Here is a 20,621-nt window from a genome sequence, read left to right on the forward strand (position 1 = left end):
TCACTTTTATTTTATATTTAAAACTCGTTCTGGATGGGTATATACATTTAAGGAGTGATTACGAATAAATCCTATTGTCGTAATACCTAAATCTTCCGCTAGTTGCAAAGCTAACTCAGTTGGAGCTGATTTTGATAGTATAATTTCACAACCGATTTTTGCAACTTTCAATAATATTTCCGAAGAAATACGACCACTAAAAACAATGATTTTATCTTTTATAGAAATATCGTTTCTTAAACAATAACCGTAAATTTTGTCTAGTGCATTATGCCTACCAATATCCATTCGGCTTAAAATAATACCATTCACATCACATAAAGCTGCATTATGAACCCCACCAGTATGATGAAACGTATCCGCAGATTGCTGCATTTCTTTCATTAACCGAAAACAATCCTCTGCCGTAACCTGTACATGGACACCCTTCATTTTTTTTGCACTTAGTGCATCATTTGCAAAAACAAACCCTTGCCTACTCATACCACAACAAGACGTAATATAGCGTTTATTTTGCATTTGTTCATAATACGGATTTACTTTTGTCGTTGTTACATGCACAAAGCCTTCTTTCTCCTGCATCCATATGCTATCAATATCTTCATACTTCCGAATGATTCCTTCAGACGCTAAGAAGCCTATTACCATATCTTCTATATATTCTGGAGTACTAACCATTGTAACAAACTCCTGCCCGTTCATTTTAATGGTGACAGGAAACTCTGTTACAATGCTGTCCTCTATATGCTTAAACGCTCCTTGTTCATAACGAAAGATTTCTCTTTCTACCTGTATCGGTTTCACGATCAGTATCCTTCTCTCACGTTATATTTTTATCAAAAACAAATACAGAAACTGCAATATCTTCTTCTACTTTCATATCTGAAAACAAATTCACTAATTTCGCTCCAACAAGTTCCTCCAAATGTTCACGGGAATTCGCAGCATACACTTCTTGAATCATTTTCGTTCTAGCCATATGAACCATTTCCGCACCGTCCATCGTACTTGAAATAAATTTTTCAGTAGGTGTTAAGTTTCCATAAAGAGTCGCTATAGCCATATTTTCCGCAAAAACAGTATGAATTCGTTCTGGTCCTTTTCCGAAAAGTTCCTTTCGAAGTTTTCGGATCATATCATTAAATTCATGTACTTTTTTTGACATACAATTATACCTCCCAAAAGCCTCATTTTACTTTATTATATATTTTACCAAAATGAGCCTTCCGCCCAAACTATTTCCTACAAATATTTGGGCGGAAAGGTTCACTTCATGAAGTTTATTCGTCTTTTAACCCTTTCCCCATTCCTTTTAAGAAATGAAGCCCAAACCCGATAGCGCGGTTAATATCTGGGTCTTTCAATACTTTCATAAGATCGAATACCCCTACTTTTTTATTACTTTCTAGATGTTCATTACCTTCTTCTAGCCCGACTAATAAACTACCTATAAGCTTTTTCGTAAGTTCTGGGTCAAGTTCAGTTAACGCACCTGCAGCACCCATCATATTATTAATTAAATTTGTAACAGGCTCACGAGTTACTTGACCTAGAACAATCTTTGCAATTGGTTCTTTCGCTTTCAGCATAGAATTTGCAGCTTCTAGCATTCCAATGTCATTTAATTCCCCTACTATATTAAACATCTGATTTAGAGCTTCTTCATTATTTGTTAAAAGCTCCTTTAAATCATCTAATTTTTGCTGTTTTATTTCTTCTTCAGTTAATTCTTGTTTTTGAATCATTTTTATAGGTGCAGCCATAGTTTTCTCCTCCTACTTATCCGTTAAATGCACATACCCTGGACGTGCCCACTTACGATGTACCTCAATTCCAGCTTGAGGGTGACGTTTTTTATTGCGTGGGTTCGCTTTTGGCATCGGATTTTCGCCATCAACTTCTAACACTTCCATACGCACTTTCGTTTGTTTATACGCAGGTGTATTCGTACGTACATCCACAGCAGGACCTGTTAAGAAATTAATTGCCGTTTCGTTATCTGTAGAGTTCATCGGTAAATATAACTCATTCGCTTTTACACGATCTGTAACGAGTGCACGTAATTTTAATGCTCCAAAAGGAGAGACAAGACGAACTAACGAACCTGTTTTTACGCCACGTTCTTTTGCAAGGTCTGGAGAGACTTCAACGAAAACACCAGGTACTTTCGTTTGAATACCTGTTGATTTATTTGTCATATTCCCTTCATGGAAATGCTCAAGCATACGACCGTTGTTAATGTGAAGGTCGAACTCCGCTGGAAATTCAGCTGGACGTACCCAGTCAGCAATCGCAAAACGAGCTTTTTTATCTGGGAAGTTAAATCCATCTTGGAACAGAAGTGGTGTATTTGTTCCATCAAAACTTCCCCAATGGAAACTGTTCCATCCTTCAAGCACTTCATAGTTCGCTTGCGAGAATAATGGTGATAAACTTGCCATTTCAGCAAAGATTTCACTTGGGTGGCTATAATTCCAGTTTGCCCCTAGTTTATTCGCAACCTCCTGGACGATCCACCAGTCTGGTTTCGCATCTCCTAGCGTAGGAAGAACTTGATATAATCTTTGGACACGGCGCTCTGTATTTGTGAAAGTACCTTCTTTCTCAAGAGATGGCGCTGCTGGTAATACAACATCTGCATATTGAGCAGTTTTAGAAAGGAAAACATCTTGCACAACGAAGAAATCAAGGCTCGACAACACTTCATGTACATGATTTGCATTAGAATCTACAAGAGCCATATCTTCTCCGACAAGATACATTGCTTTCATTTTTCCTTCGTCAATTGCGTGAAGCATTTCAATATTATTAAGACCTGGTTCACTATCAATTTTCACTCCGTAAGCAGTTTCAAATTTCGCACGTTCCATTTCGTTAGTAACGTGCTGATATCCTGGAAGCCATCCTGGTAAAGTACCCATATCACAAGCACCTTGTACGTTATTGTGACCTCGAAGTGGGTATGCACCTGCTCCTGGACGACGATAGTTCCCTGTTGCAAGAAGTAAGTTTGAAATTGCAGCGGAAGTATCAGAACCACCTGTATTTTGCGTTACCCCCATACCCCAAAGGATACATGTACCATCTGCATCACGAATCATTTCAGCCATTTGAATAAGTGTTTCTTTTGAAATACCTGTTACTTCTTCTGCATATGCAAGTGTATATTCTTCTAGACTTTCTTTGAAATCTTCAAAGAAGTTTACATTCTCATTAATAAATTCCTGATCATGCCAACCTCGATCAATCATATATTTTGTAACAGCCATTAACCAAACTTGATCTGTTCCTTGTTTTGGACTAATAAAGACATCTGATCGCTCTGCCATTTCTGTTTTACGAAGATCAGCTACAATTAACTTTTGTCCGTGTAATTTATGTGCACGTTTAATACGTGTAGCTAAAACAGGATGACCTTCTGTCGGATTACATCCTACAATAATAACAAGACCAGATTGCGCAATATCTTTAATCGTTCCTGCATCACCGCCCATACCAATTGTACGGAACAAACCATCCGTTGCTGGTGATTGGCAATAACGTGAGCAGTTATCAATATTATTCGTTCCAAATACTTGTCGAGCTAATTTTTGAATTACATAATTATCTTCATTTGTAATTTTAGAGGAAGAAATAAATCCGATAGAACCTTTACCATACTCTTCTTTAATAGTACCTAATTTATTTGCAACTACATTCAGTGCTTCTTCCCATGTAGATTCAACAAACGTTCCATTTTTACGAATTAAAGGTTTTGTAATTCGTTCTTTAGAATTTACGAAATCCCAACCAAATTTCCCTTTTACACAAGTGGAAATTGCGTTAACTGGTGCATCTGAAGATGGCTGTACTTTAAGGATTTTACGCCCCTTCGTCCACACTTCAAACGAACAACCTACACCACAAAATGTACATACTGTTTTCGTTTTCTTCGTACGAGTATCACGCATGGCCGCTTCCACTTCTGATACCGCAAAAATACCGCTATATCCAGGCTCAACTTCTTTAATTAAATCTACCATCGGTTCAAGAATATCTGGTTTTAATCCCGTCATAAATCCAGCTTCACCGAGCATCGTTTTCTCCATTAAAGCGTTACAAGGGCAAATCGTTACACATTGACCACAGCTAACGCATGAAGAATCATTAATATTTACTCCTTCATCCCAAATAACTCGTGGGCGTTCCGCTTCCCAGTCTATCGATAACGTTTCATTTACTTGTAAGTTTTGACACACCTCAACGCATTGACCGCATGCAATACATTGATTAGGGTCATAGCGATAAAACGGATGCGTCATATCAACTTCACTTACATCTACTTTCGGTTCATAAGGATATTTTTGATGTTCAATTTCCATTAATTCTGCTGTATTATGCAGTTTACAGTTCCCATTGTTGTTGTCACATACTGTACAGTATAATAAATGATTTTCTAGTAACCGATCCATCGCCTCTGTTTGTGCTTCTTTTGCGCGAACAGAAGCACGCTCAACGTTCATACCTTCCGTTGCTATCGTCGAACAAGAACGCATTAACTTTCCGTCAACTTCTACAATACAAGTGTCACATGTTTGAATAGGATCTACTTCCGGCACGTAACAAATTTGCGGATGTTCAATCCCGTTCTCATTAATAACACCCAATATCGTTGAACCAGGCTCCGCTGTATACTTTCTTCCGTCAATTGTAATATGAACCATGTTGTCATTCATGGTCTTTCCCCCTTTTTGAGAATAAAAAAAACTCCACCACGAAAATATACGCACCACATTTTGGGCACGCTATCATCATGGTGGAGTAGTTTATTAGCACATCTTGCTAAAATACCAATCCATTTATTCATAAATAAAACGATAGATTCATAACAGGTCATATCACGATTCCATCTTTAACACTATAATTATAGCGTTAAATGTACAAATATACAATATAAATTTTAAACTGCGCATATGTCTGTATGTAACTATCCATAATAACCCATATAAAGTTCAACGAGGAATAAGGTGAATATATGGGATCTTTTCGAAAATGGATAAGGGGCGAAAAATCTTTCTCTACACATGAGCAATCTGAAACTGTATTAAATAAAGAAATTTCTTCCTCCATGCCGCTTAATCTTAAACACTTATCCAAATTATTTAGTGGTATTCCAGAATTAATTACACGCACTTTCCCGTTAAAAAACGGAAAAGAAGCTGCTCTTATATATATGGAAGGACTTGTAGATAAAACTGTTATTAATGTAGATATTCTTCGTCCTCTCTTATTTAAAGAATGGAATGAAGATGATTTTTGGGAATCTTCTGTTTCTATAGGGAATATTAAAAAAGTTCAGAAGTGGATAGACATTGAGCAATCTCTCTTACATGGCAAAAGTATTTTATTTATAAACGGGCAATTATCAGCTTTAGAACTAGATACGCAAGCGGCGCCAAAAAGGAGTATTGAAGAACCTACAACAGAGACTTCCATAAAAAGCTCACACGAAGGATTTAATGAAGTGGCAAGTGATAGTATCGCACTTATTCGTCGCTATATTCCAAATCGCGAATTAAAAGTGAAAGAATTCACTGTTGGCGAACGAGCAACCTCTAAAGTTTTTTTACTTTATCTTGCAGATGTTACAAACGAAGATGTTGTACAAGATATGGCATGCCGCATTGAATCAATCAAAGTAGATGCTATTCTTACTACAGGTGAATTAGAAGGATTTGTTGAAGATAATTCCTATACTCTCTTCCCACAATTGTCTATCACTGAACGTCCTGACACAACGGCACATCATATTTTAAATGGGCGAATTGCTGTTGTTGTAGATCGCTCACCAGGCGTATTAATAGGACCTATGACCTTTTCATCCTTCTTTCAGACGATAGATGATTACAGCTTCAGACCTATGATTCCATCTTTTATACGACTCCTTCGTTTCACTGGGCTATTTATTGCAATATTTGCTCCTGCTCTTTATATTGCTATGATTTCCTTCCATTATGAAGTGATTCCGCTCAAATTGTTGTTAACGATTGGAGAATCCCGAGCCAAAATTCCTTTTCCTCCCATATTAGAAGCTTTATTAATGGAATTAGTTCTCGAAATGCTCCGAGAAGCAGCGATTCGGCTTCCTGGGCCTGTTGGACAAACAATCGGCGTCGTAGGAGGAATTGTAATTGGACAAGCTGCGGTTCAAGCTGGGATTGTGAGTAACGTTATGGTTATCGTCGTATCAATTACTGCGGTTGCCTCCTTCATTATTCCTAACTTAGAAATGTCAGCAGGAATTCGGCTTCTTCGATTCCCAATGATGATAGCCGCCTCTTTATTTGGCGTCATTGGAATTATGGTTGGAATGGCAATCATTATCATCCATATTCTTTCTATGGAATCACTTGGTGTACCATATGGTAGTCCTTTTTCTCCGTCATATGCTTCGGATTTAAAAGATACCCTTATACGTTTCCCATGGAAAATTATGAAGAAACGGCCACTATCTCTACAATTAAAACAAGATAACCGGCAAAGAGATGTTGAAGAAAAGGAGGAGAATTAGTGACAAAACGTGCAAAGAGGGAGATTACTTTATTTCAATACATTTTAACGATTAGTGGTGTTCAAGTCGGATTCGGCGTACTTACACTTCCGCGTGAAGTTGCACAAGGAGCGAATACAGATGGCTGGATGTCTATTATTATCGGATGTGTCATTACTACTTTAGTCAGTCTATGTATTGTAAAAATCATGGAAAAACATCCAGGATATACTTTACTTGATGTGCTGATACGCTATCTTGGAAAATGGCTAGGAAGAGTAGTAATGATTTTTTGGATTTTATATGCTGTACTCGCAGCTGTTTCCTTAATTTTTTCCCTCTTATACGTTATTCATATTTGGATTTTACCTAGATCTCCTATGTCTTTAATTATGATTTTGCTATCTATTCCAATGCTTATGCTTGCATGTAAAGGAGCACTTATTATTAGTCGTTTTGCTGTTTTCACTGTCATCTTTACACTTTGGATGCCATTATTATTATTTATTCCTCTTAAAGATGGGCATTTTATATATCTTCTTCCTCTCATCAAGGAAGGATGGCTACCAATTATAAACACCGTAAAATCAACTATCATTGCGTTTCTCGGATTCGAGTTTGCGTTTGTCCTTTATCCTTATTTAACTAACAAAGCATCTGCAAAAAAAGGAATTGTTATTGCAAATTTGATTACGTTATTTATTTATCTTCAAATCACGTTCGTTTCTTTTATTTATTTTAGTCCAGATGGTATAACAAAGTTTTTATGGCCAACTCTTTCTCTTGTTACACCGTTTCATTTCTCATTTCTTGAGCGGTTTGAAATTATCTTTTTGTCATTTTATCTCTTTATTATTTTTGATTCCTGTATTCCTTATATTTTTACTGCTTCAGATGGTATTAATCAATTACTTAACAAAAAAGGCAGTTCATTACCTATTTATTTTTTATTATTCGGGTGTATTTTCATCTTATTCTTTTATATCCCTTCTTCTTATCAGATAAGTTCGTTGCGGGAATTTTGGGGAACTGCTAGTTATTTTATCGTTTTTCTATTCCCAGTTGTATTTCTCTTATACATGACACTTTATCAACATTGGAAAAGGAGAAAAGTTTAAATGAGACGCTTTATTCATTTTATTATATTTTGTTTTCTCATAATTTTTTTAGCAGGCTGTGAAGATCGGCTTGATTTAGAAAAACAATCCATCTCATTAATTTACGGTTTTGACGCAAAAGCAAAAGGAAAATTAATTGTGTATCACGTAAATCCTATTTTCAATGAAGATGTAGAGAAAAAGTACGAAATTCATGAAGCGAAAGTACATACACCCCGAGAAGCAAAAGATACGTTTAACAGTTCAAGCAGCGGTTTAGTGTCCACAGAAAAGTTACAGCTTATATTGTTTAGCACGAATTTTTTAAAACAAGAAGGAGCTATGCCTTATCTGGATGTTTGGTATCGCGACCCTAAAAATACAGGGAATATGCGCATGGTTGCAGTAGATGGCCCCATTTCTTCTGTTATATATAATAATTTCAAAGATAAGCCTGCTCTTCCTGAATATTTAACAGATTTAATTAATACGAACAAACTATACAATCGGACCGTGTTTACGACATTCCATGAATTTCATAGACAAACTTTTAATAAAGGCGTAACTCCTGCTATTTCAGAAATAAAAAAAGGGAAGAAAGATGTTATTGTTACCGGTTCGGCACTATTAACCTCTCGTGGAACTTATAAGATGTCTTTAAATCGCTACGAAAGTGCCCTTCTTCTTATGGTGCAAAAGAAAGCTAATATACCCGTTTCACTTACAATGAAAATCCCCTCTAATTTAGTTGAAAGTAATAGCCATCTAAAAGATACAAAAGGCGACGATTTTATAACAATAAATGTTCTTAGTATGAATCATGATATCGGTACAGACTATAGCGATAACCGCTTCAAATTTAATATTAAAATGGATTTAAAAATTGCCGTATCTGAACTTACATTCAACATGGATATAGAAAATGATAGAAAAAAATTAACTTCTCTTATTACAAAACAACTAAACAATGATTTAAACGATTTAATCCACAAAATTCAAAAACAGCAGCTTGATCCATTCGGATTTGGTGATTATGCGAGAGCGTTTCAATATAAAGAATGGAAACAAGTTGAAGATGATTGGCCAAGTTCCTTTTCAAAAGCTAATGTGAAAGTGGCACCAACTATTAAAATTTTAGAAAATGGGATTATTAAATAGAAAAAACACGCTACTTGTTCTTATATGAATAAGTAGCGTGTTTTCATTTCCATTACAAGTATTATTTCAATGGACTATACTCTATTTCCATTTCTAACATTACTATGTTTTTTAGCATATACAAAATATATGAAAACGCCTATTATAATCCATGCCACAAAACTAATTAAAGTAAGCTTAGAAAGGTTCAAAGCCAAATATATACAACTTACTATTGAAACGATAGGTAAAAAAGGTACTAGAGGGGCACGGAATGGCCTCTTCATATCAGGATGCGTCTTTCTTAATACAATGACAGCTATAGATACAAACACAAATGCTGTTATCGTTCCCATATTCACTAAATTAGCTAATAAATTCAAATCCACTAATCCCGCTAATAAAGCTGCTAGTATACCTGTAATCCACGTATTAAAAAATGGAGTTTGTAAACGTTTATGGACACTTGAAAGTCTTTTTGGTAACAGTCCATCTCGACTCATCGAGTAAGATACACGAACAAATGCAAACATAGCTACTAACAGAACTGTTGTTAGCCCCGCTATCGCTCCCACCGATAACAACCCAGCAATTCTATCTTCTCCTACAGTGCGCAACGCATATGCAACCGGATCAGCAACATTTAATTCCGTAAACGGAACCATTCCAGTTAGCACGAATGAAACACCTACATATAGAACGGTACAAATGAACAAGGAAACAAGTAGCCCAATTGGCACGTTACGTTGTGGACGCTTCACTTCCTCTGCGGCTGTTGCAACTGCATCAAATCCTAAAAAAGCAAAAAATACAGTAGCAGCGCCCCCTACCACACCGTGAAAACCAAACGGTAGAAATGGTTGCCAATTCTCTGGTCTTACATATTGTGTCCCTACAACAATAAATCCTACAATAACAGCCAGTTTAATAATAACCATTATATTATTAATTCGTGCACTTTCTTTTGCACCACGGCTTAATAAAAATGTAACAACTAAAATAATAAGAACTGCTGGTAAATCAATGATTCCACCCTTCCCCATTCCTGGTGCCGAAGCAAAAACCGTAGGAATGTGAATATTAAAACCTAGTAGCAATGACTGAAAATATGCTGACCAGCCTGCTGCAACCGCAGAAGTCGCTAATAAATACTCCAGCATAACACACCAGCCAACTATAAATGCAAAAATCTCACCTAGTGTCATATATGTATATGAATATACACTTCCCGAAACTGGAACTGTAGATGCAAATTCAGCATAACAGAAAGCTACACATGCACATATAATTGCCGCTAATACAAAAGATAATACAATCGCTGGACCAGCATGTTTCGCTGCTACAATACCAGTTAATACGAAAATACCTGTACCAATAATTGCTCCAATACCTAAAAGAGTTAAATCAATCGCTCCTAAAGTTTGATTCAATACTTTTTTCTTTTCTTCATCCATTGCTTTCTTTATGAAAAGACTCATTCTTTGAAACCTCTTTTTCAAGTTTATCTCTTACTTGTTACATTCTTTATTACTGTTCTATTTTAAAAATAAAAATATACATAGTTCACTTCCCCTATAGACTTAGTAACCCAACTCATAAAAACAGAAATTTCAATCTCCTTATACCGTATTGAATTTTCAAAATATTAATCATACCAAAAAACCATTAAGAATGCTGATTGAATTTATCATACAATTAATTATATTGTCAATAATAAATCACTCAAAAATAATCGGTTGATTATGTATCAAATGTTATTTTTATACATAATTATTTTCTTACAAACATTGTTGTTTTCCACCTTAATATTCATATGTATTTTATTACATTGATTTTCATACAATTTTCATTACATACAATGTAATGAAAATTGTATGTAATGAAAATGAATTATTATTTAAAAATAATAATTCATTTGAGGTTATTTCACCATTTTAATACTAACAAAAAAGTGCAGATTTTCATCTGCACTTTTTTTATTCTTCCACTTCAGCTTCTGCACTACTATTTTCAAGATGCTCCTTCTGAGCTTCCTCTTGCAACTCTGCTGAAATCATCCCATAATAAAGTTCCGGATATAACCCAAATATTTGATATACACTTCCTAAAAACGGCATCAGAATCCCTCTTTTCTAAAGTTGTATTGCCACTTTTAAGGATTCCCTTTTCATTCATTATACATTCGTTTTTGGCGTTTCTTCTTCATCTTGAATACTTAATAAATTTTGCCATTTTTTATACGGAGCGCTATTTGGATCTACATATCCTTTCGCATGCGAGCGATCCCACAATTGTTTAATAAACATTTCTTTCTCTTTCTTTGCAACCATATCAGCACCTGTACCGTAATAGTTCTGGAAATACAACTCGATTTCATCAAGGAATAGTCTTAATAATTCATCTGATGTTTCTTCTAACGTCGGATCATACTTCGCTTCACGGTCATACATTAAAATCATGTCTAAAAGATTGTGGACATGTTCTTTTCTAAGCCATCTTACATCTTGGGCTCCTAATACGAACGGATGTGTATATAAATGTCCACCTTGTATCATCGCCTTTTCTTGCTCTTCTTCAAATCGTGACAAGATGTTTTCATAAATAAACGGATTATGAAGCAATGCTCTGTGTAATTTATAACTTTCGCTTGAAATATTTTTCCCCATCGACTGAATTAAAAAGCTACGTCCCACACCGTTATATTGATACACAAACTGTCCATCAACAGCAACTAAACTAATCCAGCGATACATATATGCGTATAGTAAGGCACGATTACATTTATCATAATCTAATTTTGTTTGAGTCGCATTCAAATCTGGCATAAAGGCTGGTAAGTGCCAATACTTATCTAAATGCGGCGTTAAACTAGATTTTTTACTATTTAATTTGTTTACACGGCGATAATACGATTGGAAATAGTCCCCTTTATCATTCATAAATCCGTTTGAAATATGTCCTGATGATAATTTAGGAAAATCTTGCAGCGATAAGCCATAATGTGCTCGATAACAGATCACTTCAAATGGCGAAAAGGCTTCGTGTACTGTATCTTTTTCTTTAAACATTTCTTGAATCAATTCCTCTTGTAGCTCTTTCTTTAAAGAAGGATGTATACCCCAATATTGTAATTCCCTATGATGAGCAACTTTCGGAATGAATGGACTTGCTAAATGGAACAGGTCTTCAATTTTTTCACGCACGTATTCATCGCGATCACGTTTCTTATAATCTGCTTCTTTTCGCAACGCTTCAATAATATTCAATTCTAATTTATCACGATAGCGTACTTGCAGTTCGTCATAACAATAGCTCAGTATATGTTCGCGATAGAAATCCTCTACCTTTTTCGACTGAATCTCTTCTGTTTTCGCATCACGACAATATTCCCCATACAAACTCATATAAATTTCCGCTGATATATCTTTCGGTAGTACACCTAAATTTAAATGTTGCTGCATATCTTGCCATATCTTTTCTTGCAGCTGTTCCTCTGCTAATACATAAACATTCGTCGGGTTTGTTTTCCCTTCAAATTCCTTACTGCGCTTTTGGATTTCAAACAATAAATTTTCACGTGTTTCATGTAAATTATCAAAAAATCTTTCCCAATATTGAATCATTTTATTAACTGCCTGATATAGCGATTGATACACAAGTTCTAATAACATTTCTTTTCGATATTCATTTAATTTGTGTACATATTGCGTTACGATGTCTTCAAATTCTCTTTTGAATAAACGTTGCTGATTATTAATCATTTTTCCGAACCAGCCTTGTTGTTGAGCAATTTCTACTCGGCGTACAGCCGTTACCGTGCCATCGATATTACCTACATTAAATTTTTTATCGTAGTTTTGAATTACATTACGCTTTTGTTCATTATTTTCATGTAGTCGATTCATTTTTTCTACTAACTGTTTTCGAATTTCATATAACATAAAACGTGCTGCTACTGGGTGAACTGGATCTGTTTTCTTTAAAAACCATGTATTTAATTGATAGGACTGCCCTTCAGAACCACTTGGTGAAAAGCGGTCTGATTCAATCATGTCATATAAAAGTGTCGTTACATGTTCATGTACACGGCTCGGAATCGCATATGCATATAAGCGAACCGCGTGATCCACTCTTGCTACTTCACCTTTCATTTGTTCCATCATTTTCAGTTTCGCAGCTGAAATTTTACACTCATGTTGCAGACGATTTAATTCCTCATCTTTTTGCACCGTGCGTTGTACATAACTTTCTACAGCTTCTAAAAACAGTTTTGATTTCGCAACTCCGAGCTTACCACCCTCTGCTCCTTCACGTGTTTCATTGTACATTTGTCTATAGAAAATATGAGCTTGCTCTGGACGGGTAGCAAGATGTTCCAAGTCCTCTAAATAACTTTTACCTCTCTCCGGCTTTTCGCGCTGCATCCCACGTTTTACATCTTGGTCATATCTTTGCTTCTTCTCTTGAAACAGTTGATCTAAATGAAGCCACGATTCATCTAAACCTTGCACAGCCCATTTTAAAGCACAATATTTTAACACATGCTCATACGGATAAATGAGTTTTGCCGTTCCTGCCCCGCAATATCGTCCTTTTCCGCTTGATTCTGCTAATTGCTGAATTTGATTGTCTTCTTGTGCAAAATGACTTGTGGACATCGGGCTAAATAACTGTAAATAAATTGTATTTGCCATCTGTTCCATATAATCTGATAAATTGTGTAAATGGTGTCCATGTAGGTTTTCATAATCGTATAAGAAACAATAATTGTACGGTAAATGATGTTGTTTAATTGTATGATTTGTTCTTCCGTCTTCATCTACTTGATCAGGGCGATACTCTAATTCAATTGTTACACCGCCGCGTTTTGATAATTCTCCAGTAGAACCGAGTGTAATAGCATGTAATTCTTTTAACGATGCATAGCCGTTCGCTTGCACCGTTTCAAACTCTTTCGCACTAACTGTTCTCGTCTTTACTAAAACATCCGGCATTAAAAACGCACCGCGTATTAAAATGTTATGATGCTGCAATTTCTTCCGAAGCATTTCACGTAAATATAATGCAATTTGCAGAAACATCCCCGAACCTGTTCCGCCTGCTAGTGATGTTACTATAATGACACGCACACCATATTCCGTTTGATCACTTGTAACCGGAAAAATTTTCTCAATTTCTTGCCAAAAGGACGTTAATTTATCTTCTTTCATCGCAGCACGTAACGCTAAACGTGAAATGACGCGTAACTGTCCTGCTCCTTCTGTTAATGGCTTATCAAGTATAGTCGGATCCATCGGAAACCACTCTGGGATCGTTGGATCTCCCGCAATATACTCCCTAGGCGTTTTACTAGAACTTGTTTGTGTCTTAAACTTTCGAATATGATCAAATTTACTTAATGTATTCACATCTGTATCAAATACGTGCATTGCTACCTTTTTCCGGCGCTCTTCAGGCAATTTTTCATATATTTGATGCGTCACAGTACTACCGATTCCACCTAAACCAATTAATATTGTTGGAACTTGTAATGTCATGTGAACCACCTTCCTATTCTTGCTTGTTTGAAAAAAGGGAAAGAGAATCAATACTCCATCCCCTTCTTTTCCCTATCTACTATTCACATTCGTACTTGTAAATCTCCTTACCATATCCTCTATCAATTAGTAAAAGTTCATTTGGATATAGTGTCTTATGTTCCATTCCTACTTCATCCTCTGTTATAAACATCCCATCAATAATCATTCCAACTACTTGTGATTCTTTCGCTACAAAGACAGATTTCGAACCTTTCTTCGCTATAAACGTAACGGATTGCACTGTTTTTCTTTCTGCTCTAAATGGGATACCAAAATAATGGTTCCACCATTTATTTCGAAGTAATTCTGGTTCAGATTGATATAGCCAATCTTTCGCTACCTCTTGATCCCATTCATAATACAGTAGTGCTTTCCGGTGAAATCTTGGCCGAACAATCCATCCTAAAACAATGATTCCTACTACTAGTAGTAATAAAGTGATAGGAATGACAAACTTAAAAATAAGCGCATATTTTTCATAAAACGGAGCATCTTGAATATGGAATGTTATGTTTTTCTTTACTTCTTGTAATTTTGAATTCTGCATTACGATGGTAGCTTCTACGGTGCCGGTATCTGTAAAATTAAATGTGTCGGAGTAATAGGGACGAGGATAAACATAGATCTGATTTCCATGTTGCTTTATTTCATAATTGATTGATTGTTTAGATGTGATACCAGTAGATTTTAATAGTTTTTTTACAGCTTCTTCTGTCATCGGCTTACCATCTAACTGTGGCTGCAAAACAAATGGTTTACTATTCTCTAAATTTGTCACTTTTTCTTCATAATCTTTTGTAACAGTTTGAAGTGATAATTTTGGTTTCTCAGCTGTTTCAATTTTAAATTCTTTCGTCTGTCTATAAAACCCCTTTATATTCATATGAACTTTCCCGCGTACTAACCCTTTACCAAGCTTAGTTTCGTAATAAAACACATGCCTCTTATCGTCCCACTTCATCGGATATTGTTTTCCGTCTATTTCTACTTCTGCCTGAAAGTAAGAAGACTGAACTGGCAACTCCGTAGGCTTTGCTTCAATAACAGCAGTAACACCTTCGTACATTTCCTCTACATTTTTTTGACTACTATCATCTTTGTCATAAGTAGAAACCGTATAATTAAGCGCTGGTTCAACTAGTACTTGTAGTCCTTCTTTCTCAATGTCCTGGTCCACTTCTATCGTATAAGTTCCTGGTTTAATAACTTCCTGATTTTCCGTACTTATATGAACTATATTTCCGAACAATTTTGCTTCTCCTGGTGCATGTATGGAAAAAGAAGATTGTAATTGTAATGGTTTAGAAATTTGTGTGACCTGATAATCGGGCAGAGAAGGCGATTGTCGTACAAGCGTCATACGCTTTAATGGAAACGGTGTTGTAATCTCTACTCTTTTCCCCACTACTTTCGTTTTTACAATCGATTCAACAGAGGAGAATGGATCACGATTTGCAACTAATGCTGCCACTTGATTTACACTTTTTACAATGCCATCTTCTCCGCTTGACGGCATAGTAACACCATTTATCTCTTTCTTCCATATTTCTTTGAACGTGTTTAATTGTTCTTTTTCTTGTTGTCCTAAATCTTCTTCCATCGTAATTAAGACTGGGTGTAACGATATCTTTTTTGCATCCATTTCTTTCTTAAACTGGGCTAATTTCTGCAAAATTTGTTCTTTTCCGCCAACCTTATCTTTCTCTAAATCATTAAATGCCCCGTCAGTTAATACAATAAGCCAAAATTCACGTTTTCCATCTATATCTGCTTCCTTTTTTATAGATTGCATCGCCGTTTCTACCGCGCTAAATGGAGTATTTAAATACGTTTTCCACGCTCCAATCCCCTCAATTTCTGTTTGCCTTTTATCCTTCGTTAACGAAATGTTTAATGGATCATTCGGCTTACTCATTGGAACGTAAGAAAATTTATCTTTTTCATCTAATAGCGCAACTAAACTTTGCAAAGCATAATTGGCATATTTCCAGCGATCGTTATTTCTCATGCTGCCCGAATCGTCATATACAAGTGAAACGACCCTTTCCTTTGCCTCCTCTCCTTTTGCAAAAGCTGATAAAGGTAAACATATAAATAGAAACAACATGAACGTGGCACAAATTCGGATTTTCATGATGAGGCTTCGCCACCTTTGTAGACAAATTCCTATGTTTAAATTTATGAGAGGAAACAAGATATATGACTTGTATTTTAGGACAACTAACCCACCATAACTTTATTATGTAAACAGATTATACACTTGGTAATATTCCTTCTAGCATTCTCTATCCAATTATATAAGTAAAAAAGCCTGTTTAAGCTCCACGCTTAAAACAGACTTTTCCTACTTTTTATTTTAAAAACACATAACAAAAAGTTTGATTTTTAACTTAACACATCACTTCTATTGTAAATCCACCAGGTGCTTCAACGTAAAACGTATACGCATGGACATGCTTGGGAGGCTCCACCAAAAATCCATCTTCCTTCAATCTTTGATTTATCTTATCTACTTGTTCTTCACTTTCTTGTGGAAATCCTACATGAAATGTTTTTGGATACTGAACTTCTTTTCCTTTCATTAAAGTTAGTATAAATCCATCATTATCACGCATAACTGCAAAGGCATTCCCCCTTGTTCCACTACAAATTAAACCAAAATACCTCTCTAAAAACTCTCTAGATGCTGTTACATCTGTAACTGTTAAATTAAGATGTTTAATTCCCAATCCCCCACCTCATTTCTCAATTTTCTAACATTTTATCATACAAATAAAAAACACGCTTTTCACAGCGTGTTTCATTGCTTTACATACACTTCAACAATCGGATTCTCTTTATTATCCGCATGCAAGCGTATATTCGCTTCACTTGTATTATAAATACTAGCTAATAACATTATCGTTAACACATTAGGTATCTTCGCATCACTTCCGTATTTTCTCTCAAGCCCTTCCTTATATTCAAAATCTAAATCCCCCTGCACATATGTATACACTTCAAAACCATCTTCTAAATTGCAAACTACTGTATCAATAATATCTGCCCCTACTTGCTTCTTCATTTCCTCTCGCAACGCTTCAATAAATTCTTCCCACGGTACTTCGTATGTCTGAAACTGATCTGTAGATTTCATGCCTTTTCCTCCTTATATATCCTCTTCTTATATTTCCCCTTTCCTATAACAATTATGATAGATAGGACATTCGTACAAGCCGCACTTGTCCCCCTTACATATCGTATTACTGTAATGCGGAAGGAGGAAAGAACATGCATAGACAAAAATGTTATGATACATGCCGACGTTATTTTGGAAAAGTTGTTCGGATTGAAGACCGTGATGGCCGTATACATTTAGGTAAAATAATTGATTTGACACAAAACTCTGTATGGATCGAACCGGTGCAACAGCGCTCATCTTTTGATTCAGGATTCGGATACTATGATGCTTATGCAAACGGTGGTTGTGACCTTTGCGGCGGCCTTAGCAGATGTGATAGTTGCGGATTTGGATGTGGTGGTGGATTCAGCAGTTGCGGATGTGGTGGCCGTGGTTGCGGTAATTGTGGTGGCGGCGGCTGGGGTGGCGGCGGTTGTGGCTGGGGTGTTGAACTCGGATTTGGTTTCATCTTCGGAATTACATTAGCTGCATTATTTTTCATTTAACATAGTAAAGAGTTGGCTACCTTTAGCCAACTCTTTTTCTTTATTTTTCACATATAAAAATACGATGCCCTAAAATGTGTTGGTACATAAGCCGTACATTTTCATGCTGTACCCACGCCTCATATAACTCATTCGGAATATGTGAGGATACATTCCACTCTGGCTCTTCTACATAGCCAGAGATCGTTTCTGCAATCGTGCCACCGCCAGCAATTGTAATTCTTTTAAAATTTGCTTTCTGAAATAATTGTACCCACTCATTCTCAGTTAATAGTTCTTTCATGCCATATAATTGGGCGATTTTTTCTTCCTCACCCTTATCAATGTGCCTATCAATAATCATTTCAATGACAACAAGCTTACCGTCCTGCTGTAATACACGGTAACACTCCGAGATAACCCTTTCTTTCTCTGTAAAAGCGATGATTGATTCTCCAAGTACGAACTCAAATGAGTTATTCAAACAAGGTAATTGCTCTACACTTCCTTCAATTAATTGTATATCTAACCCTTCAAACAACCATCTATCTTTTGCCTTTTGAATCATAATTTCATTCTTTTCAACAGTTGTTACTTTATAACCAAATTCCCTTGTCATATATGCCGCTGTTTTTCCCGTACCGCAACCTATTTCAAGGACATTCGCTCCATATTTAAAAGGCAGTTGTGCTAACAATTGTTTTGTTAACGTAAAACCACCAGGATGAGCACTTCCTATTCCGTAATAAGCTAGGAAATCGATGTATGTGTTTCGCTTCATAGGACTCTCCTTCAAGTTTTCTATAATACATATATTCATCCTCAAAAAAATAGTGCACAGAAAAAAAGCATTTTCAAGTGCAATGTTGCAACTTGAAAACGCTTTTTTCTTTTACTATTTCTCTTCTACATACGCCCATTTGAAACTATATTCCGGACTAATATTATGTTTTACAATTCCCTTTACATTTGGTTTCATAACATACGATCTACCACTTTGATATAAAGGTACGAGCGCTACATCTTCTTCAAGTAACAGTTTTTCTGCTTTCCCTAGCTCTGTCCAACGTTTTTTTGCATCAGCCATCCATTCCGTCTTACTTTTATTAATAATGTCATCATATTTTGAATTTGAATAGCTCATCTGATTCTGTGAATTTTTCGTTTCAAACATATCAAGATATGTCATTGGATCCGCATAATCTGGATTCCAGCCGCCATATGAGAAATCATAATCTTGGTCTGATTCTAATTTTAGTTTTTGCTTAAATGGTTGCAGTTTAATATTTACTGTTACACCCTTTAAATTCTTTTCAATTTGATCTTTTACATACTCCCCAACCTTTTTCGCATTACCAGTATCATAATTTAATAGCTCTATTGTCACTTGATCTTTTCCAAGTTCTTTTTTCGCAGCTTCCCAGGCTGCTGCTGCCTTTTTAGAGTCTTGTTTTAAACCATTTTTAAACGTTTCTGCGAAATCTTTACCATCTGGTCCAGCTGCTAAACCTTTTGGTACTAAATAATCCACTGGTTTTGAACCATCATTTAAAATGACATTCGTTAAAGCTTTCTTATCGATTGATAATGCAATTGCTTCACGTAGTTTTTTACTCTTTAACGGTGTATCTTGCCCACCACGTTTTTGATTTAGACGCAAGTAAAACGTACTTGTTTCTGAATATGCACCAAACTCTTCTTTATTATTTCTATACTTATCAACAAATTCACCTGATAAAAGTGTAAAATCAATCGCACCTGTATCATATAAATTTACTCTTGTAGCTGGTTCTTTTACTACACTATAGTTGATTTCTTCTAGTTTTACAGTCTTTTTATCCCAATACTGATCATTTTTCTTTAATTTCCAACCTTGTTCATGCTTCCAATCAGTAAGTACAAACGGTCCATTATAAACTGTCGTATCAGACTCTAAACCGTATTTATCTCCTTTTTCTTTTACGAACTTTTCATTTAATGGATAGTATGACGCGAATGCCATTAAATTTAAGAAATATGGTACTGGTCTCTCTAGTTCAACTTCCAGCGTATAATCATCTACCGCTTTTACACCTAATGTAGAAGCTTCTGCTTTCCCTTGATTTATTGCCTCTGCATTTTTAAGATAGTAAGCAATAAACGCATACTCAGCAGCTGTTTTTGGATCTACTAGACGTTGCCATGCAAATACGAAATCTTTCGCTGTTACAGGATCACCGTTTGACCATTTTGCATCTTTTCGTAATTTGAATGTATATTTTTTGCCATCCTCGCTTTTCGTACTAGATTCTGCCGCCGCTGGAATTGGCTTGTTATCTTTATCTAGACGATATAACCCTTCCATCGTGTTTCCTAAAATTTGAGAACCTAACGTATCTGTATTTTTAGAAGTATCCATCGTCGGAATTTCATTCGTTTCTGTACGATTCATTACTTGCTGTGCCGCATATTTAATATCGGATTTTTTCTCTTCCCCGCCACTATTAGACGTCGTAGTCGTTTTCTTCTCCCCACCAGAAGATCCAGAACATGCTGTTAACGCCACACTCATTGCTAATACTGGCGCTACAACCGCCGTAAACTTTTTCATCTTTTTCTTCATTTTTGTACCCTCCCCAATTATATGTACGAAAC

General features: G+C 35.9%; 16 protein-coding genes. 4 read left to right on the plus strand and 12 right to left on the minus strand.

Annotated elements, in window-relative coordinates; genetic code table 11:
- Positions 1 to 6 precede the first annotated feature (6 nt).
- The 4 genes from fdhD to fdhF form a co-directional block, all read right to left on the minus strand.
- Positions 7 to 804, minus strand: coding sequence for a formate dehydrogenase accessory sulfurtransferase FdhD (fdhD, locus tag CQ064_RS18715; RefSeq protein ID WP_000802681.1), 798 nt, complete (start codon positions 802 to 804; stop codon positions 7 to 9).
- Between the two features lie 16 nt (positions 805 to 820).
- The gene (locus tag CQ064_RS18720; RefSeq protein WP_000039582.1) at positions 821 to 1,165 is read right to left on the minus strand and encodes a Na-translocating system protein MpsC family protein; all 345 of its coding nucleotides are present in this window, start codon (positions 1,163 to 1,165) and stop codon (positions 821 to 823) included.
- 115 nt (positions 1,166 to 1,280) lie between these two features.
- A complete protein-coding gene (locus CQ064_RS18725) occupies positions 1,281 to 1,763 on the minus strand; it encodes a helical membrane plugin domain-containing protein (RefSeq protein WP_000729897.1) in 483 nt (160 codons plus the stop codon).
- A 12-nt stretch (positions 1,764 to 1,775) separates the two neighbouring features.
- The gene (fdhF, locus tag CQ064_RS18730; RefSeq protein ID WP_000999407.1) at positions 1,776 to 4,715 is read right to left on the minus strand and encodes a formate dehydrogenase subunit alpha; all 2,940 of its coding nucleotides are present in this window, start codon (positions 4,713 to 4,715) and stop codon (positions 1,776 to 1,778) included.
- A gap of 299 nt (positions 4,716 to 5,014) precedes the next feature.
- Here fdhF and CQ064_RS18735 point away from each other — a divergent pair, with 299 nt between their 5' ends.
- Genes CQ064_RS18735 through CQ064_RS18745 form a run of 3 tightly spaced genes read left to right on the plus strand, consistent with a single transcriptional unit; the run spans position 5,015 to position 8,784 of the window.
- The gene (locus tag CQ064_RS18735; RefSeq protein WP_000534548.1) at positions 5,015 to 6,550 is read left to right on the plus strand and encodes a spore germination protein; all 1,536 of its coding nucleotides are present in this window, start codon (positions 5,015 to 5,017) and stop codon (positions 6,548 to 6,550) included.
- Positions 6,550 to 7,647, plus strand: coding sequence for an endospore germination permease (locus CQ064_RS18740; RefSeq protein WP_000166524.1), 1,098 nt, complete (start codon positions 6,550 to 6,552; stop codon positions 7,645 to 7,647). Before CQ064_RS18735 ends, CQ064_RS18740 begins: the two co-directional genes overlap by 1 nt.
- The gene (locus tag CQ064_RS18745; protein WP_001252184.1) at positions 7,648 to 8,784 is read left to right on the plus strand and encodes a Ger(x)C family spore germination protein; all 1,137 of its coding nucleotides are present in this window, start codon (positions 7,648 to 7,650) and stop codon (positions 8,782 to 8,784) included.
- A gap of 74 nt (positions 8,785 to 8,858) precedes the next feature.
- Here the strand turns inward: CQ064_RS18745 and CQ064_RS18750 are convergent, their stop codons facing one another.
- The 6 genes from CQ064_RS18750 to CQ064_RS18775 form a co-directional block, all read right to left on the minus strand.
- On the minus strand, positions 8,859 to 10,241 hold the full coding sequence (locus CQ064_RS18750; RefSeq protein ID WP_000051662.1) for an APC family permease: 1,383 nt from the start codon (positions 10,239 to 10,241) through the stop codon (positions 8,859 to 8,861).
- Positions 10,242 to 10,739: 498 nt separating this feature from the next.
- Entirely contained in the window at positions 10,740 to 10,880 is a 141-nt protein-coding gene (locus CQ064_RS18755) for a hypothetical protein (protein WP_001116193.1), read from the minus strand.
- 57 nt (positions 10,881 to 10,937) lie between these two features.
- Positions 10,938 to 14,300 carry a tubulin-like doman-containing protein gene (locus tag CQ064_RS18760; protein WP_000175110.1) on the minus strand — a complete coding sequence of 1,121 codons (3,363 nt, stop codon included), beginning with the start codon at positions 14,298 to 14,300 and terminating at the stop codon, positions 10,938 to 10,940.
- A 79-nt stretch (positions 14,301 to 14,379) separates the two neighbouring features.
- Positions 14,380 to 16,476: a vWA domain-containing protein gene (locus tag CQ064_RS18765; RefSeq protein ID WP_000702064.1), complete on the minus strand. Its 2,097-nt coding sequence runs from the start codon at positions 16,474 to 16,476 to the stop codon at positions 14,380 to 14,382.
- A gap of 256 nt (positions 16,477 to 16,732) precedes the next feature.
- Entirely contained in the window at positions 16,733 to 17,071 is a 339-nt protein-coding gene (locus tag CQ064_RS18770) for a VOC family protein (RefSeq protein WP_000511528.1), read from the minus strand.
- A gap of 71 nt (positions 17,072 to 17,142) precedes the next feature.
- Positions 17,143 to 17,478 carry a hypothetical protein gene (locus CQ064_RS18775; RefSeq protein ID WP_000842905.1) on the minus strand — a complete coding sequence of 112 codons (336 nt, stop codon included), beginning with the start codon at positions 17,476 to 17,478 and terminating at the stop codon, positions 17,143 to 17,145.
- 134 nt (positions 17,479 to 17,612) lie between these two features.
- Here CQ064_RS18775 and CQ064_RS18780 point away from each other — a divergent pair, with 134 nt between their 5' ends.
- Positions 17,613 to 18,008: a hypothetical protein gene (locus CQ064_RS18780; protein ID WP_000554983.1), complete on the plus strand. Its 396-nt coding sequence runs from the start codon at positions 17,613 to 17,615 to the stop codon at positions 18,006 to 18,008.
- Between the two features lie 40 nt (positions 18,009 to 18,048).
- Here the strand turns inward: CQ064_RS18780 and CQ064_RS18785 are convergent, their stop codons facing one another.
- Together CQ064_RS18785 and CQ064_RS18790 are read right to left on the minus strand one after the other, a co-directional pair.
- Positions 18,049 to 18,768, minus strand: coding sequence for a class I SAM-dependent methyltransferase (locus tag CQ064_RS18785; RefSeq protein WP_000828255.1), 720 nt, complete (start codon positions 18,766 to 18,768; stop codon positions 18,049 to 18,051).
- Between the two features lie 114 nt (positions 18,769 to 18,882).
- Positions 18,883 to 20,589, minus strand: a complete 1,707-nt coding sequence (locus tag CQ064_RS18790) for a peptide ABC transporter substrate-binding protein (protein WP_000728482.1) — start codon at positions 20,587 to 20,589, stop codon at positions 18,883 to 18,885.
- Positions 20,590 to 20,621: the final 32 nt, after the last annotated feature.

This window comes from Bacillus sp. MYb78, assembly GCF_002975115.1.
Taxonomy (GTDB): Bacteria; Bacillota; Bacilli; order Bacillales; family Bacillaceae_G; genus Bacillus_A; species Bacillus_A cereus.

Coding starts and splice junctions, on each gene's coding strand:
- CQ064_RS18745 (WP_001252184.1), top strand. CDS start 7,648: ATGAGACGCTTTATTCATTTTATTATATTTTGTTTTCTCATAATTTTT.
- CQ064_RS18725 (WP_000729897.1), bottom strand. CDS start 1,763: ATGGCTGCACCTATAAAAATGATTCAAAAACAAGAATTAACTGAAGAA.
- CQ064_RS18760 (WP_000175110.1), bottom strand. CDS start 14,300: ATGACATTACAAGTTCCAACAATATTAATTGGTTTAGGTGGAATCGGT.
- CQ064_RS18775 (WP_000842905.1), bottom strand. CDS start 17,478: ATGAAATCTACAGATCAGTTTCAGACATACGAAGTACCGTGGGAAGAA.
- fdhF (WP_000999407.1), bottom strand. CDS start 4,715: ATGAATGACAACATGGTTCATATTACAATTGACGGAAGAAAGTATACA.
- CQ064_RS18790 (WP_000728482.1), bottom strand. CDS start 20,589: ATGAAGAAAAAGATGAAAAAGTTTACGGCGGTTGTAGCGCCAGTATTA.
- CQ064_RS18785 (WP_000828255.1), bottom strand. CDS start 18,768: ATGAAGCGAAACACATACATCGATTTCCTAGCTTATTACGGAATAGGA.
- CQ064_RS18750 (WP_000051662.1), bottom strand. CDS start 10,241: ATGAGTCTTTTCATAAAGAAAGCAATGGATGAAGAAAAGAAAAAAGTA.
- CQ064_RS18735 (WP_000534548.1), top strand. CDS start 5,015: ATGGGATCTTTTCGAAAATGGATAAGGGGCGAAAAATCTTTCTCTACA.
- CQ064_RS18780 (WP_000554983.1), top strand. CDS start 17,613: ATGCATAGACAAAAATGTTATGATACATGCCGACGTTATTTTGGAAAA.
- CQ064_RS18755 (WP_001116193.1), bottom strand. CDS start 10,880: ATGCCGTTTTTAGGAAGTGTATATCAAATATTTGGGTTATATCCGGAA.
- CQ064_RS18720 (WP_000039582.1), bottom strand. CDS start 1,165: ATGTCAAAAAAAGTACATGAATTTAATGATATGATCCGAAAACTTCGA.
- CQ064_RS18765 (WP_000702064.1), bottom strand. CDS start 16,476: ATGAAAATCCGAATTTGTGCCACGTTCATGTTGTTTCTATTTATATGT.